This window comes from Streptomyces sp. NPDC040405, assembly GCF_055595765.1.
The window spans coordinates 1,408,090-1,422,085 of record NZ_JBVIVI010000002.1 but is presented as its reverse complement, the minus strand read 5'-3'; the positions used below and the strand labels follow the sequence as shown (position 1 = coordinate 1,422,085).

Below are 13,996 nucleotides of genomic sequence, written 5' to 3'. Positions count from 1 at the left end.
CCGGCACCCACCCTTCTTTTTTTTCTCTCCCCAACAAAACCGCACCCTGGCCGTTCGGGTTTGTGGGGGGGAACCCTTCGCCCCCTCCTGCCCCCCCCCCCCCCCCGCACCCGGTAGTTATGCGGACGGTTCAGCCCATGAACTTCTTGAACTCATCGGGGAGTTCGAAGTCCTGGCCGCCCTGGCCGCCGCCGGGCGCGCCGAACGCGCCGCCTTGCTGGCCTGACGCCTTGCGCTCGGCAGCCTCCCGCTCCTGCTGCGCCCTCTTGAGCGGGTTACCCGAACGCTGCTTGCCCTTGACCTTCTTCTGCGGCTTGCCCTTGCGCTTCGCGCTGCCGCCTCCGCCGGGCATGCCCGGCATCCCGGGCATCCCCGGCATGCCGCCGCCCTGGGCCATCTTCGACATCATCTTGCGCGCCTCGAAGAACCGCTCCACCAGGTTCTTGACCGCGCTCACCTCGACGCCCGCACCACGGGCGATACGGGCACGGCGGGAGCCGTTGATGATGTTCGCGTCCTGGCGCTCGGCCGGGGTCATCGACTTGATGATCGCGGCCGTGCGGTCGACGTCCCTCTCGTCCAGATTGTTGATCTGGTCCTTCATCTGGCCCATGCCCGGCAGCATGCCGAGCAGCTTGGAGATGGAGCCCATCTTGCGGACCTGCTCCATCTGCGCCAGGAAGTCGTCGAGCGTGAACTCCTTGGGGCCCTTCGCCAGCTTGGCCGCCATCTGCTCGGCCTCTTGCTGGCTGAAGGTCTGCTCGGCCTTCTCGATGAGGCTGAGCATGTCGCCCATGCCGAGGATGCGGGACGCCATGCGGTCCGGGTGGAACGCGTCGAAGTCGTCCAGCTTCTCGCCGTTGGAGGCGAACATGATCTGACGGCCGGTGACATGCGCGATGGACAGCGCGGCACCGCCGCGCGCGTCGCCGTCGAGCTTGGAGAGCACCACGCCGTCGAAGCCGACGCCGTCGCGGAACGCCTCGGCGGTGTTCACCGCGTCCTGGCCGATCATCGCGTCGACGACGAACAGGACCTCGTCCGGGCTGACCGCGTCGCGGATGTCCGCGGCCTGACGCATCAGCTCCTCGTCGATGCCGAGGCGGCCCGCGGTGTCGACGATCACGACGTCGTGCTGCTTGGTCTTGGCGAACTCGACCGAGTCCTCGGCCACCTTCACCGGGTCGCCGACGCCGTTGCCCGGCTCCGGCGCGAACACCGCGACGCCCGCGCGCTCGGCGACCACCGACAGCTGGTTGACCGCGTTGGGGCGCTGAAGGTCACACGCGACGAGCAGCGGCGCGTGGCCCTGTCCCTTGAGCCAGCGGCCGAGCTTTCCGGCGAGGGTCGTCTTACCCGCACCCTGCAGACCGGCGAGCATGATGACCGTCGGGGGCTGCTTGGCGAAGCGGAGGCGGCGGGCGTCGCCGCCGAGGATGCCGATGAGCTCCTCGTTGACGATCTTGATGACCTGCTGGGCGGGGTTCAGCGCCTGGGAGACCTCGGCGCCGAGGCTGCGCTCCTTGACCTGCTTGATGAACGCCCGTACGACGGGCAGCGCGACGTCCGCCTCGAGCAAGGCGATCCGGATCTCGCGTGCCGTTGCGTCGATGTCCGCCTCGCTGAGGCGGCCCTTGCCCCGGAGGTTCTTGAAAGTCGCTGCGAGGCGATCGGAGAGGGTATCGAACACGGTGGTCGCGAATCCTTCGGTCGGATGTCGGGTCGGCGGTCGGCCTCCAAGGGTATCCGCACGGCGAGGTTACGGTCTGCCCCCGGGCGTGCGCCGCTCGGACGGAGGCGGTCCTTCCCCCACCCCGCCCCTCCCCGACCCGGGGCTCCGCCCCGTCCCCCACGGGGGCTCCGCCCCTCGCCCCCGCTCCTCAAACGCCGGAGAGGCTGGGTGGTGGGACATCACCGCTCCGGGCCCCCGCTCCTCACACCGGAGGGACTGGATGTGGCGCATCTCCGCCCCAGCCCCCGGCGCCTCACACCGGAGGGGCCGGGAGTGGGCGCCTCCGCCCCGGGCCCCGCATCCCAAACGCCGGAGCAGCTGGGCGAGCCGAACCACTGCCGTCGGAGGCCGCGTCTCGGACATCGACCGGCCGGACGTCCGGTTCCGGGGCGGACGGCGCTTGGGTGGGGCGTCTTGGGGTCAGCGGAGGGATTGTTCTACCTCTCGGGCCACCTCCGAGGCGCGCGTCGGGGGGAGGGGGGTGCCGGTGGCGTCCGTGACGTAGAACGCGTCTACCGCGTTCGCGCCCAGCGTGCTGACGTGGGCGCTGCGGACCGTGACACCGGCGGCCTCCAGGGCTCGGCCGATGCGGTGGAGGAGGCCGGGGATGTCCTGGGCGCGGACCTCGATCACGGTGGCGAGCTGCGAGCTGCCGGGCGCGACCGTGACCCGTGGTGGCGGCGCGTGGATGCCGCGGCGGCGCGGGTACTTGCGGTAGGCGGCCTCGCGTTCGGCGAGCCGGGCGACGATGTCGAGCGAGCCGTCCAGCGCGCGGAGCAGATCGTTCCGTAGCCGGGCGGCCTGGGGCAGCGAGCCGTACTCGGCCGCTACCCGCCAGCTCAGCAGCAGGACGTCGCCGCCGCCCGCGCCGCCCAGCTCCGTGGGCAGTTCGACGGCGCGCAGGTCGGCCGCCCGGACCGTGAGCCGGTGCAGGGCCAGCACCCCGGCGGCCGCGGCCAGCACCCCGGACTGGTCGGGGACGGCGATCAGCAGCTCGACGCCGATCGGTTCCGGCTCCGTCGCCTCGTCGCTCGGCGGATGCGCCTCCGACCGGGCGTGCAGGGCCAGCACCGGGCCGCCGGTGCGGCATGCCTCGATCGCGAGCCGCTCCTGTTCGGCGGTGATCGCCTGCGGGGCGGACTGATCCGTCGCGGGCTCCCCCGCGAGGACGGCGGCGACCCGCTTGACCAGGTCGGTGACGAGCGCGCCGCGCCAGGCGCTCCACGCCGCGGGGCCGGTGGCCAGCGCGTCGGCCTCGGTGAGGGCGTGCAGCAGCTCCAGGGTGGCGGGGCCGCGGACCGCCTCGGCGACGGAGCGCACCGTGGCCGGGTCGTCCAGGTCTCGGCGGGTGGCGGTCTCGACCAGCAGCAGATGGTGGCGTACGAGGGTGGCGAGGACGGATACGTCGGCGCGGTCGAAGCCGATGCGGGCGGCCAGGTCCCGGACGATCGTCTCCCCCACCACCGAGTGGTCGCCGGGCCAGCCCTTGCCGATGTCGTGCAGCAGCGCGGCGACCAGCAGCAGGTCGGGGCGGCCGACGCGGCGGCTGAGCGCGCTGGCGCGGACCGCGGTCTCGACGAGGTGGCGGTCGACGGTCCAGCGGTGCACGGGGTTGCGCTGCGGGCGGCAGCGCACCCGCTCCCAGTCCGGCAGCAGCCGGGTGATCAGGCCCTCGGCCTCCAGCGCCTCCCAGACCTCGACGGTGGACTCGCCAGCGCCCAGCAGGGTGACGAGTTCCTCCCGGGCCTCGGGCGGCCAGGGCGTCGGCAGCGGGCCCGTGGCGGCGGCCAGCCGCCGTACGGCGTGCAGCGAGAGCGGAAGCCCGGCCTGGGCGGCGGCCGCGGCGGCCCGCAGCGGTAGCACGGGGTCGCGCTCGGGGCGCGCGGCGCGGGCGAGCACCACCTCGCCGTCCTGTTCGACGACACCCTCGGCGAGCGGGCTGCGCTCCGCCGGGGTCTGGGAGCCGGAGCCCCCGCGGCCGCCGAGCAGTCCGCGCAGCCGCGGACGGCTCGCCGAGCGGGCGCGCAGCACCCGGTCGACCTCGCGCCAGGTGACATCGCTCGCGTACGCGATGGTCCGGGCCGACTCGTAGACCTGGCGCAGCAGGGCGTCGGCGTCCAGCAGGCCGACGGCGGTCGCGATCTGGTCCTGTTCCTGGAGGGAGAGCCGGTCGGTGGCCCGCCCGGTGGCCAGGTGGAGCGCGTCGCGCGCGTCCAGCAGCCGCCGCCGGGCCTCGTCCAGGCCCTCACGGGGCGCGTCGGCGAGCCAGGAGGCGGCGATGGCGCGCAGCGCGGTGGCGTCGCGCAGCCCGCCGTGGGCCTCCTTCAGATCGGGTTCGAGCAGGAACTGCAGCTCGCCGTGGCGCTCGGCGCGCTCCTGGCACAGTTCGCGCAGTTCGGGCAGGCGTTTCGGGGCCTGGGCGCGCCAGTCGGCGAGGACGGCGGTGCGCAGGCCCGCGGTGAGGTCGGCGTCGCCCGCGAGATGGCGGGCGTCCAGCAGGCCGAGCTGGACCTTGAGGTCCTCGGCGGCGGTCTTGCGGGCCTCGTCGGGGGTGCGTACGGAGTGGTCGAGGGCCAGCCCCATGTCCCAGACGGGGTACCAGACGTGGTCGGCGAGCGCGGCGAGGGCCGGGGAGTCGGCGGAGCCGTCGTGCAGCAGGACGACGTCGAGGTCGCTGCGCGGGGACAGCTCGCCGCGTCCGTATCCGCCGACCGCCACCAGCGCCACGCCGTCGGTGAGTCCGGAGGTCTCGGCGCCACCGGCGAGCAGCGCGGCGAGCCACTGGTCGGTGAGTCCGGCGAGCGCACCGCGGCGCGGCGGCCCGGACCGCGACTCCTCCTGGAGGAGTCGCAGCCGGGCCGCCGCGTAGCCGCCGGGGCCCGAGTCGTTGGTCTCTGTCCTTGGCTCGGCGCGTTCCGTCAACTCGGCTGCTCCCTGTCAGCTGGGCCTGCGATCGGTGGGGTCCTCTTGGCGGGCTCGGTCCGCCTCCGGGGCGCCTCGGCCCGTCCCCGGCCACCGCGGGGAGGCGCCCCCGGTCGACGGTCGACCGTGCTCGGTCCCTCGCGCGGCGGAGCCGTACATCGACGCGAGCCGCCGAGACCTGCGCACGCTCTCCCTTCCGACAGCGGCGCGCCCCTTCGGCTCACTCGCCTCATAGGGCGTCCGGGCCCCGTTCGCCGGTGCGGACCCGGACCGCGGTCTCGACGGGGACGCTCCACACCTTGCCGTCCCCGATCTTTCCGGTACGGGCAGCCTTGACGACGACCTCGATGAGGTCATCGGCCTCCTCGTCCTCGGCCAGCACCTCGACGCGGACCTTGGGCACCAGGTCGACGGTGTACTCCGCGCCCCGGTAGACCTCGGTGTGGCCGCGCTGGCGTCCGTAGCCGCTGGCCTCGGTGACGGTCAGGCCCTGCACGCCGAACGCCTGGAGGGCTTCCTTGATCTCGTCGAGCCGGTGCGGCTTCACAACTGCCGTGATGAGCTTCACGCGTCCACCTTCTTCGGGTCCTGCTTCGCGTCCTTCTTCTTCGCCTGACCGACCGGGTGCGCGCCGGACTGGAGGCTGCCGAGGGAGGTGCCGCCGCCCGCTCCCGCGAAGTCGTACGCCGTCTCGGCGTGCTCGGTCTGGTCGATCCCTGCGACCTCGTCGTCCTCCTCCACCCGGAAGCCCATCACCAGGTCGACGACCTTGGCGAGGATCGCGGAGACGATCAGCGAGTAGGCGAGGACCGCGAAGGCACCGGCGGCCTGCTTGCCGAGCTGGTCGAAGTTGCCGCCGTAGAACAGGCCCTTGGCGTCGCTCTGCACCTTGCCGGTGGCGAAGAGGCCGATGAGCAGCGAGCCGAGGAGGCCGCCGACCATGTGGACGCCGATGACGTCGAGCGAGTCGTCGTAGCCGAACTTGTACTTCAGGCCGACCGCCATGGCGCAGACGACACCGGCGATGACGCCGATCGCTATCGCGCCGAGCGGGCTGACCGCACCACAGGCGGGGGTGATCGCGACGAGTCCGGAGACGGCGCCGGAGGCGGCGCCCAGGGTGGTGAAGGAGCCGTGCCGGATCTTCTCGTACGCGAGCCAGCCGAGCATCGCGGCGGCGGTGGCGACCTGGGTGTTGGTGAAGGCGGCCGCGGTGACGCCGTCGGCTCCGAGCCAGGAGCCGCCGTTGAAGCCGAACCAGCCGAACCACAGCAGACCGGCGCCGAGCATGACCAGCGGGAGGCTGTGCGGCCGCATCGGGTCCTTCTTGAAGCCGACCCGCTTGCCGATGACGAGGATCACGCCGAGCGCGGCGGCTCCGGCGTTGATGTGGACGGCCGTACCACCGGCGAAGTCGATCACGCCGAGCTTGAAGGCCCAGCCGTCGGCGGCCCACACCCAGTGCGCGACCGGGAAGTAGACGACCGTCGCCCACAGGGCGATGAACAGCGCCCAGGCGGTGAACTTGACGCGGTCGGCGAGGGCACCGCTGATCAGCGCCGGGGTGATGATCGCGAACATCATCTGGAACAGGGCGAAGACATAGACCGGGATGGTGTAGCCGGGCCACAGCTCGGCCAGCCCGATGTTGTGCATGCCCAGCCAGTCGAAGCCGCCGAACAGGTCATTGCCCTTGTCGAAGGCGACGCTGAAGCCATAGAGCGTCCACAGGACGCTGACGATGCCGATGCTGATGAAGCTCATCATCAGCATGTTCAGCACGCTTTTGACGCGGACCATGCCGCCGTAGAAGAAAGCAAGGCCGGGCGTCATGATCAGGACCAGCGCGGCGCACAGCAGCATGAAGCCGGTGTTGGCCGCGCTGAGTGCGTCATCTGGCGTGATCTTGTCCGCGGCAAGCATCGTGATGCCCACTGGCATCGGCGTCTCCTCGCTGTCGAATCGGCCCGCGCTGGCAATAAACAAAAGGGCCGGTATTCGCCACGAGATTGGCGCAGCGCCGTTTCAGTCGATGCCGCTCGATGTTTCGCGGCAGTGACGAAGGGCGCGGGCGTGTTACGCGCCGATGAATTGACGGTGAGGAGTCCTTCCGCTCCGTTACCGTGCGGCACCCCTTGCCGGGCGGCCTCAGACGGCCCGGGGGGCGCCCGTCTCATCGGGGGAGTCGGGCAGCATGGCCACGAGCTTGTCGCTCAGCTCGGCGACCTCCGGCACGTCCCCGAAGTGGCGCACCGCCGTGTCCACGGTCTTGCGGAGGCGGTTGTTCACCCGCTCCGAGCGGATCCGCTGGGCGAGCGGCAGCGCCTGCCCGGCGATCTCCGCGCACTGCTCGGGCTGCTTCTGGAGGAGGTGGACGGTGGCCATGCCGATCAGGTTGAGCGCATACGAACGCTGGTGCCCGCCCTCACCCCCGGCGGTCTCCTCGCCGAAGAGCCGCACGGCGTTGCGCATCACCGGGTCGGCGAGCTGGGCGTAGGTGGGGCTGCGGCCCGCGACATAGGCGAGGTCGCGGTAGGAGTGGGCGTTCTCCGCGTTCAGCTCGGCCTCGGAGAAGAAGCCGATCCAGTCCGGGTCGCCGTCGCCCTTGGCGCAGTCGGCGAAGGTGTCCTCGGCCATCTTGACGGCGCGGTGGCACTTGCTGGGCTGGCCCATGTTGGCGTACGCCCGGCCCTCCATCGCATACAGCATGGCCTGGGTGCGCGGGGTGGCGCTCTCCCGGCTGCCGTACTGCGCGAGGTGGATCAGCTCCAGCGCGTCGTCGGGCCGCCCCACGTGGATCATCTGGCGGCTCATGCTGGAGAGGACGTACGAGCCGAGCGGCCGGTCGCCGGACTCCTTGGCGGCGTGCAGCGCGAGGACGAAGTACTTCTGGGCGGTGGGCTGGAGCCCGATGTCGTAGCTCATCCACCCGGCCAGCTCGGCCAGCTCCCCGGCGACCTTGAACAGCCGCTTGGAGACCGCCTCGGTGTGCGACTCCTGGAGCAGGTCGGTGACCTCGTGCAGCTGGCCGACCACCGCCTTGCGGCGCAGCCCGCCACCGCACTGGGCGTCCCAGGCGCGGAACATCGTGATGGTGGACTCCAGCAGCTCCAGCTCCGGCTCGGAGAGCCGGGAGATGCGCCGTGAGCGGCCGCTGTCCGCCGCGCGCGCGGCGGACAGTCCCCCGCTCGGGGAGGGCACCAGCCAGCGCTGCATCGGCTCGATGAGGGCGGGTCCCGCGGAGAGGGCGAGGGAGGTGCCGAGGAAGCCGCGCCGGGCGAGCATGAGGTCGCTGCGGGAGAACTCGCCGATCAGCGCGACGGTCTCGGGACCGGCCCAGGGAAGATCCACTCCGGACACGGACGGTGACCGGTGGGCGGGGCGCAGCCCCAGGTCCTCGATGCCGACCACACAGCCGAAGCGCTCGGAGAACAGCTCGGAGAGGATCTGCGGGATCGGCTCGCGCGGCTGCTCCCCGTCCAGCCAGCGGCGCACCCGCGAGGTGTCCGTACTGATGTGGTGCGCGCCTAACTGGCGCGCTCTGCGGTTCACTTGGCGGGCCAGCTCCCCCTTGGACCAGCCGCTGCGCACGAACCACGATCCCAGCTGCGCGTTGGGTCGCTTGTCAGCACCGCCGCTGCTGTCGCCCACCGGAACGCCCCCATCCCACGAATCTTTCCGGACCGCCACCAGAATGCCTGCTGTCACGGTCAGTTGTCCCCGCGATACGGCGCATCAACCGTCCGCCGCGGGAACCGGCCCTTGCCAGTGGCAAGTACCGGACCGCGACCGGGCACGTGCTCGCCATCGGGGATCGTGCACCGAAAGTAATCCTACGATCACGCCTCTCGCGAGGTGGACCGGGAAAACGCCACCATTCGCCACCCCTTCGAATGAACCCCATCACCGATTCACACGATTCACTTGACACGGGGCGACCGGAAGAACGCGAAGAGGTGCACAGCGGGGCGCATGCGCCGTTCCGCACCACCCGTTACACCGCGACACACCACCTGCCGCACCACATCGGCGACGGAGCGTCATGAGTGCGCTCCGGCTCGTAACCATCCAGTGCGCGACCCGTTGGAGGGGGCATGGGCTTCACGATCGGCGGCATCCGGGACATGCGGTCCGGCTCACGGCGCCGCGGCCGTACGTCCGAGTCCACCACGGTGGCGGAGTACACCGGGCTGTGGGGCTGGGACGTGGTGCCGGGCGCCCGGGCCACGCGTGGCGCGGGCGGCAGCAGAAACGAATGCTCCTGCGGTGCGGCCGACTGTCCCGCCCCCGGCGCCCATCCGCTCGGCTTCGCCTCCGGCGTGCCAGCAGGCGCCACGCTCGACGCCGCCGCGGCGACGTGGGAGGAGGTCCCGGGCGCGGCCGTCCTGCTGCCCGTGGGCCGGTCGTTCGACGTGCTGGAGGTCGCCGAGTACGCGGGGCGGCACGCCCTGGTGCGGCTGGAGCGGATGGGCCTGCCGCTGGGCCCGGTGGCCGTCACCCCGCACGGGCGCGCCCAGTTCTTCGTCGAGCCAGGGGCCGCCGCCGAACTCCCCGAGCTGCTCTACCGCATGGGCTGGGACGACGCCGATCTCGATCTGCGCTCCTTAGGGAAGGGCGACCACATCACCGCGCCGCCCTCCGACCTCGGGGGTCTGGGACCGGTGCGCTGGCTGCGCCCGCCGACCCTCGACACGGCGGGGCGGCCACCGCACGCCCGCCTGGTGCTGGGCACCCTGGCCTACGCGAGCCACCGGGCCGGGGCCTGACGCCCCGCAGCGCTTCGCCGCAGCGGTCTTCCCGAAACGCCGGACGGGCTTGAATCGATGATCGATTCAAGCCCGTCCGGCGTTTCGGTACGTCGCGGGACCGGATCAGTCGCCGATCAGCGCGTCGACGAACGCCTCCGGCTCGAACGGCGCCAGGTCGTCCGCGCCCTCGCCCAGCCCGATCAGCTTGACCGGCACGCCCAGTTCGCGCTGGACCGCGACCACGATGCCGCCCTTGGCGGTGCCGTCCAGCTTGGTGAGCACGATGCCGGTGATGTTCACCACCTCGCGGAAGACCCGCGCCTGCACCAGGCCGTTCTGGCCGGTGGTGGCGTCGAGCACGAGCAGCACCTCGTCCACCGTGCCGTGCTTCTCCACGACCCGCTTGACCTTGCCCAGCTCGTCCATCAGACCGGTCTTGGTGTGCAGCCGCCCGGCGGTGTCGATGAGGACGACGTCCGCGGACTCGGCGATGCCCTCCTTCACCGCGTCGAAGCCGACCGACGCCGGGTCGCCGCCCTCGGGGCCGCGGACCGTACGGGCGCCGACCCGCTCGCCCCAGGTCTGCAGCTGATCGGCGGCGGCCGCCCGGAAGGTGTCCGCCGCGCCCAGCACGACCGACTTGCCGTCGGCCACCAGGACCCGGGCGAGCTTGCCGGTGGTGGTGGTCTTGCCGGTGCCGTTGACCCCGACGACCATGACGACGCCCGGCTTCTCCTCGCCGTTCGCCCCCACTCCGCTCTCAGTGTGCACGGTCCGGTCGGCCTCGGTGCCGACGAGGTGCAGCAGCTCCTCGCGCAGCAGCCCCCGCAGCTCCTCGGGGCTGCGGGTGCCGAGCACCTTGACCCGCTCGCGCAGCCGCTCGACCAGCTCCTGGGTCGGGGCGACGCCGACGTCCGCGGTCAGCAGCGTGTCCTCGATCTCCTCCCAGGTGTCGTCGTCGAGGTGCTCACGGGACAGCAGCGTCAGCAGCCCCTTGCCCAGGGTGGTCTGGGACCGGGACAGCCGGGCCCGCAGCCGGACCAGGCGGCCCGCGGTCGGCTCCGGAATCTCGACCGGCGGGGCCTCCGGCTCCGCGGGGGCGGCGGCCTCCGCGGGCGCGGCCGGCGCCTCGGCGCCGGGCAGGTCCACCTCTTCGATGGTTCTGCGCGGCTCCTCGCGCGGGGTTTCGGCCTCCTCGCCGACGTGCGGTTCGGCGGGCGGCGCGGTGACGGACGGGCTGCTCGGCGGTGTCGGGGGCAGCTGCTTCTTCTTGCGGCTGCTGATCACAAGCCCGCTGATCGCGCCGAGCGCGACCACAGCGATGACTACAGCAAGGATGACGAATTCCATAACCCACCCAGTATCAGACACACGGCCAAGGGAGTCATTCGCCTCGTCCTTCGCCTCTCATTCGCCGCTCATTCCCCACCGAGCCCTGCTTCGCGGGCCCGGACGATCGCCTGGGCCCGGTCGTGCACCTGGAGCTTGGCGAAGATCGACCCGACGTGGTTGCGCACGGTCTTGTCCGTGACCACCAGCCGCTGGGCGATCTGGCGGTAGCCGAGCCCGCCCGCCAGCAGGTCCAGCACCTCCCGTTCGCGCGCGGTGAGGGTCGGGAACGCCTCCTTGGCCGACGCCGCGCCGGAGGCGCCCAGCAGCGCCCCCAGCCGCTCCGCCATGCGCGCGCTGAAGACGGCGCCGCCGCGCACCACGGTGTGCAGGGCGCGCAGGATCTCGTCCCGGCCCGCGCCCTTGAGGAGATAGCCGCGGGCCCCGGCGCGCACGGCGGCCAGCAGGCTGTCGTCGTCCTCGGACATCGTCATGACCATCACCCGCGCCTCGGGGCGGGCGCACAGGATCCGCCGGGTGGCCTCCAGACCGGACCGGCCGGGCAGCCCGAGGTCCATGACCACCAGATCGGGTGCGGCGCGCCCGGCCTCGGCGACCGCCTCGTCCGCGCAGGCCGCCTGGCCGACGACGGTGAAGGCATCGTCGAGGTTGACGGCGGCGGCCAGACCTTCGCGGAACAGGGGGTGGTCGTCGACGAGGAGGACGCGCCACTGCGCGGCACCCGCCGGTGCGGTCACGGGGCCGGGGTCCTCTCCCTGGGCTTGGCCTGGGTGATGAGCGTCGTACAGGACCGGCATCCGGTGTGCTCCAGGTGTTCTTCCGGGTCCTCGTTCTCCCCGGGTCCGGTGAGCGGCAGCACCGCGTGCACCACGGTGCCGGTCGCGGAGCCGGTGACCGAGCAGGAGCCGCCGATCTCCTCGGCCCGCTCCCGGACCGAGGCCAGCCCGATACCGCGCACCGCGGTCTCCGGCAGTCCGCTGCCATCGTCGGTGATCTTGATTTCGAGGGTTTCGAAGGTGTCGGGGTCGGCGGCCAGTTCGACCCGGACCTGGCGGGCCCGGGCGTGGCGTACGGCGTTGGTGAGCGACTCGGCCGCGATCCGGTACGCCGCGGTCTCGACGCCCGGCGACAGCGGGGGCAGGACGATGGGACGGCTGGCCACGCTCACCCGCAGCCCGTCCACCCCGAGCCGCCGCGCCAGGTCCCGCACGGCACCGGCGAGACCGCGCTCGGCGAGGGCGGCCGGGGCGAGCCCGGCGGTAATGCGGCGCACCTCGACCAGGGCCTCGGCGAGCGTTTCGGCGGCCTCGTCGAGCTGGACACGGGCCGGGTGGCCGGGCGGGCAGGAGGTCTGGGCGATGTCCAGGCGCAGCCGCACGGCGGCGAGTTGGGGTCCGAGGCCGTCGTGGATCTCCCGGCGCAGTCGGCGCCGCTCCTGTTCGCGGGCGAGCACCAGCCGCTCGCGGGCGGCCTGCGCCTCCTCGGCCAGCCGCAGCGCGGCGAGCGCGGGGGCTGCCTGGTCGGCGAGGAGGGACAGCAGCCCGCTGTCGCGCTCGGCGGGGGTACCGGAGCCGTCGCGGGAGACTTCGAGGCGGCCGACGGTGCGGCCGTGGTGGCGCAGCGGGTAGGTCTGGACGCGGCCGGTGAGCGGCGCCCCGGCGTCCGCCAGCCGACGGGGTCCGGCCCGGGTGTCGACGCTGACGGCCGCGCCGGAGACGCCGAGGTCCTCGACGGCGCTGCGGCAGATCTGCTGGGGCACCTCGCCGGGGTGCGGGGCCTGTTGGAGACGTACGGCCAGGGCGCTGACGGCTTCGTGCGGCCGGGCCCGGGGCCCGTAGAAGGCGCGCTCGACGCGGAGGGTGAGCCAGCGGGCGGACGGCCGCAGGGCCCAGCCCAGCAGCAGGGCGCCGCCGACGGCGGCGACGGTGGTCCCGTTGCGTACGGAGGGGAGTCCGGCCTGCACGGCGACGGCGGCGCAGACGACGACGGCCGCGAGCGAGGTGAGGACGAAGGCGCGGGCGAGCCGGTGGCTGGTGGAGCGGTCGAGCCGCCAGATCCCGGTGCGGGCGACGCCCAGGCAGATGGCGGCCGCCCAGACCGCGCTGCCGAGGGTGCGGGCCGCGATGGTGGGCATGCCCTCGCCCCACTCCGACAGCAGGAGGGAGACGCAGGCCGGGTAGGCGGCGGCCAGCAGGGCCCAGTCGCGGCGCTCGGCGCCGCCGGAGACGGCGGCGCGGCAGCACAGGGCGGTCGTGACGGCGACCGCCACGGTGCGCAGCACCCAGGGCTCCGCCTCCGCGTAGGTGTCGAGGTGGTCGAAGGCCCATTGGCCGCCCGCGGTGTGGAAGGCGGGGTTGCTGACCGCGCCGACCCGCGGCTCGCTGATCAGCCACAGCGCGGCGTATCCGAGCCAGTAGGCGGAGGCGGCCGCGCTCATGGCCCACCAGTGCCAGCGCCGCTTGGCGCCTCGGGGGAAGAGCCACAGCGGCAGCAGCAGGACGGTCAGCGGTCGGCAGACCATGGCGGCCACCGCGAGCAGCAGGGACACCGCGGCGCCGACCGGTCCGAGCCCGGCGGGCCCCAGGAGGTCGGCGACGGCGGAGGGCAGCAGCCACAGGGCGCCCGCCACCAGCAGCACTCCGCCGTAGCGCCGGGCGGACCGCTCGGCGAGCAGCAGGACGCCGACGCCGAGGACCGGGACGCCCACGGCCACCGAGGTCAGGGCCGCGGTGCCGCGCAGGCGGGTGGAGGACAGGGCGAACCACTGGTCGTCGACCCGCAGCAGACCGGCGAGCCACCCGGCCAGCACCACGACGAACAGCGCCGACACCCCGCCCGCGGCCTGCACGGCACGGTCTTTCGGAAGGGCGTGCCGCATGTCAGCCGACGGTCGGACCGGCGAGCCGCGCGCCGCCGCCCCGGACCCACAGCGTCACGTAGTTGGCGCTGCGGCCGGGGCGGCATTTGTACTCGTCCCATCTGCTCCTCTCCACCCCGGCCTGCCCCGCCTTCCGGCAGGCGCCCTGGGTGTCGAAGTGTCCTTCCTCCCGCCACCCCGCCCCTCCGGACGCGGTGGCGGGCGAGGCGCTGGCGGTCCACATGACGGTTCCCGCGAGCAGGCCGAGCGCCGTGGTCGCGCGGATTCGGGAAAGTCGCATCTTCAACCTCCTGGTACTCGCCCGAGCCTTACCCCGCATCCCAGCTCTGAACAGCGCGGACGGCATGCCCCACCCGAACCGGTGAC

Annotated in this window: 10 protein-coding genes; 1 reads left to right on the top strand and 9 read right to left on the bottom strand. The window is 72.9% G+C overall.

Annotated features, from left to right (window positions below):
- Window positions 1-130 precede the first annotated feature (130 nt).
- The 5 genes from ffh to nsdA form a co-directional block, all read right to left on the bottom strand.
- The gene (ffh, locus tag ACZ59A_RS13655) at window positions 131-1,690 is read right to left on the bottom strand and encodes a signal recognition particle protein (RefSeq protein WP_470957560.1); all 1,560 of its coding nucleotides are present in this window, start codon (window positions 1,688-1,690) and stop codon (window positions 131-133) included.
- A 462-nt stretch (window positions 1,691-2,152) separates the two neighbouring features.
- Window positions 2,153-4,654 (bottom strand): [protein-PII] uridylyltransferase, encoded by a 2,502-nt coding sequence (locus ACZ59A_RS13650; protein WP_470957557.1) that lies wholly within the window; start codon window positions 4,652-4,654, stop codon window positions 2,153-2,155.
- 229 nt (window positions 4,655-4,883) lie between these two features.
- A complete protein-coding gene (locus ACZ59A_RS13645; RefSeq protein ID WP_468042304.1) occupies window positions 4,884-5,222 on the bottom strand; it encodes a P-II family nitrogen regulator in 339 nt (112 codons plus the stop codon).
- Window positions 5,219-6,595: an ammonium transporter gene (locus ACZ59A_RS13640; protein ID WP_468042302.1), complete on the bottom strand. Its 1,377-nt coding sequence runs from the start codon at window positions 6,593-6,595 to the stop codon at window positions 5,219-5,221. Before ACZ59A_RS13640 ends, ACZ59A_RS13645 begins: the two co-directional genes overlap by 4 nt.
- Before the next feature lie 207 nt (window positions 6,596-6,802).
- Window positions 6,803-8,305: a transcriptional repressor NsdA gene (nsdA, locus tag ACZ59A_RS13635; protein WP_470957553.1), complete on the bottom strand. Its 1,503-nt coding sequence runs from the start codon at window positions 8,303-8,305 to the stop codon at window positions 6,803-6,805.
- A 443-nt stretch (window positions 8,306-8,748) separates the two neighbouring features.
- Here nsdA and ACZ59A_RS13630 point away from each other — a divergent pair, with 443 nt between their 5' ends.
- Window positions 8,749-9,420 carry a bifunctional DNA primase/polymerase gene (locus ACZ59A_RS13630; protein ID WP_470957550.1) on the top strand — a complete coding sequence of 224 codons (672 nt, stop codon included), beginning with the start codon at window positions 8,749-8,751 and terminating at the stop codon, window positions 9,418-9,420.
- 105 nt (window positions 9,421-9,525) lie between these two features.
- On the opposite strand, the gene ftsY is transcribed toward ACZ59A_RS13630, so the two are convergent.
- The 4 genes from ftsY to ACZ59A_RS13610 form a co-directional block, all read right to left on the bottom strand.
- Complete coding sequence (gene ftsY / locus ACZ59A_RS13625) at window positions 9,526-10,752, bottom strand: signal recognition particle-docking protein FtsY (protein WP_470957547.1); 1,227 nt, start codon at window positions 10,750-10,752, stop codon at window positions 9,526-9,528.
- Window positions 10,753-10,820: 68 nt separating this feature from the next.
- Window positions 10,821-11,489, bottom strand: a complete 669-nt coding sequence (locus ACZ59A_RS13620) for a response regulator (RefSeq protein WP_470957545.1) — start codon at window positions 11,487-11,489, stop codon at window positions 10,821-10,823.
- On the bottom strand, window positions 11,486-13,630 hold the full coding sequence (locus ACZ59A_RS13615) for a sensor histidine kinase (protein ID WP_468042293.1): 2,145 nt from the start codon (window positions 13,628-13,630) through the stop codon (window positions 11,486-11,488). Before ACZ59A_RS13615 ends, ACZ59A_RS13620 begins: the two co-directional genes overlap by 4 nt.
- A gap of 1 nt (window position 13,631) precedes the next feature.
- A complete protein-coding gene (locus tag ACZ59A_RS13610) occupies window positions 13,632-13,910 on the bottom strand; it encodes a hypothetical protein (RefSeq protein WP_470957542.1) in 279 nt (92 codons plus the stop codon).
- Window positions 13,911-13,996: the final 86 nt, after the last annotated feature.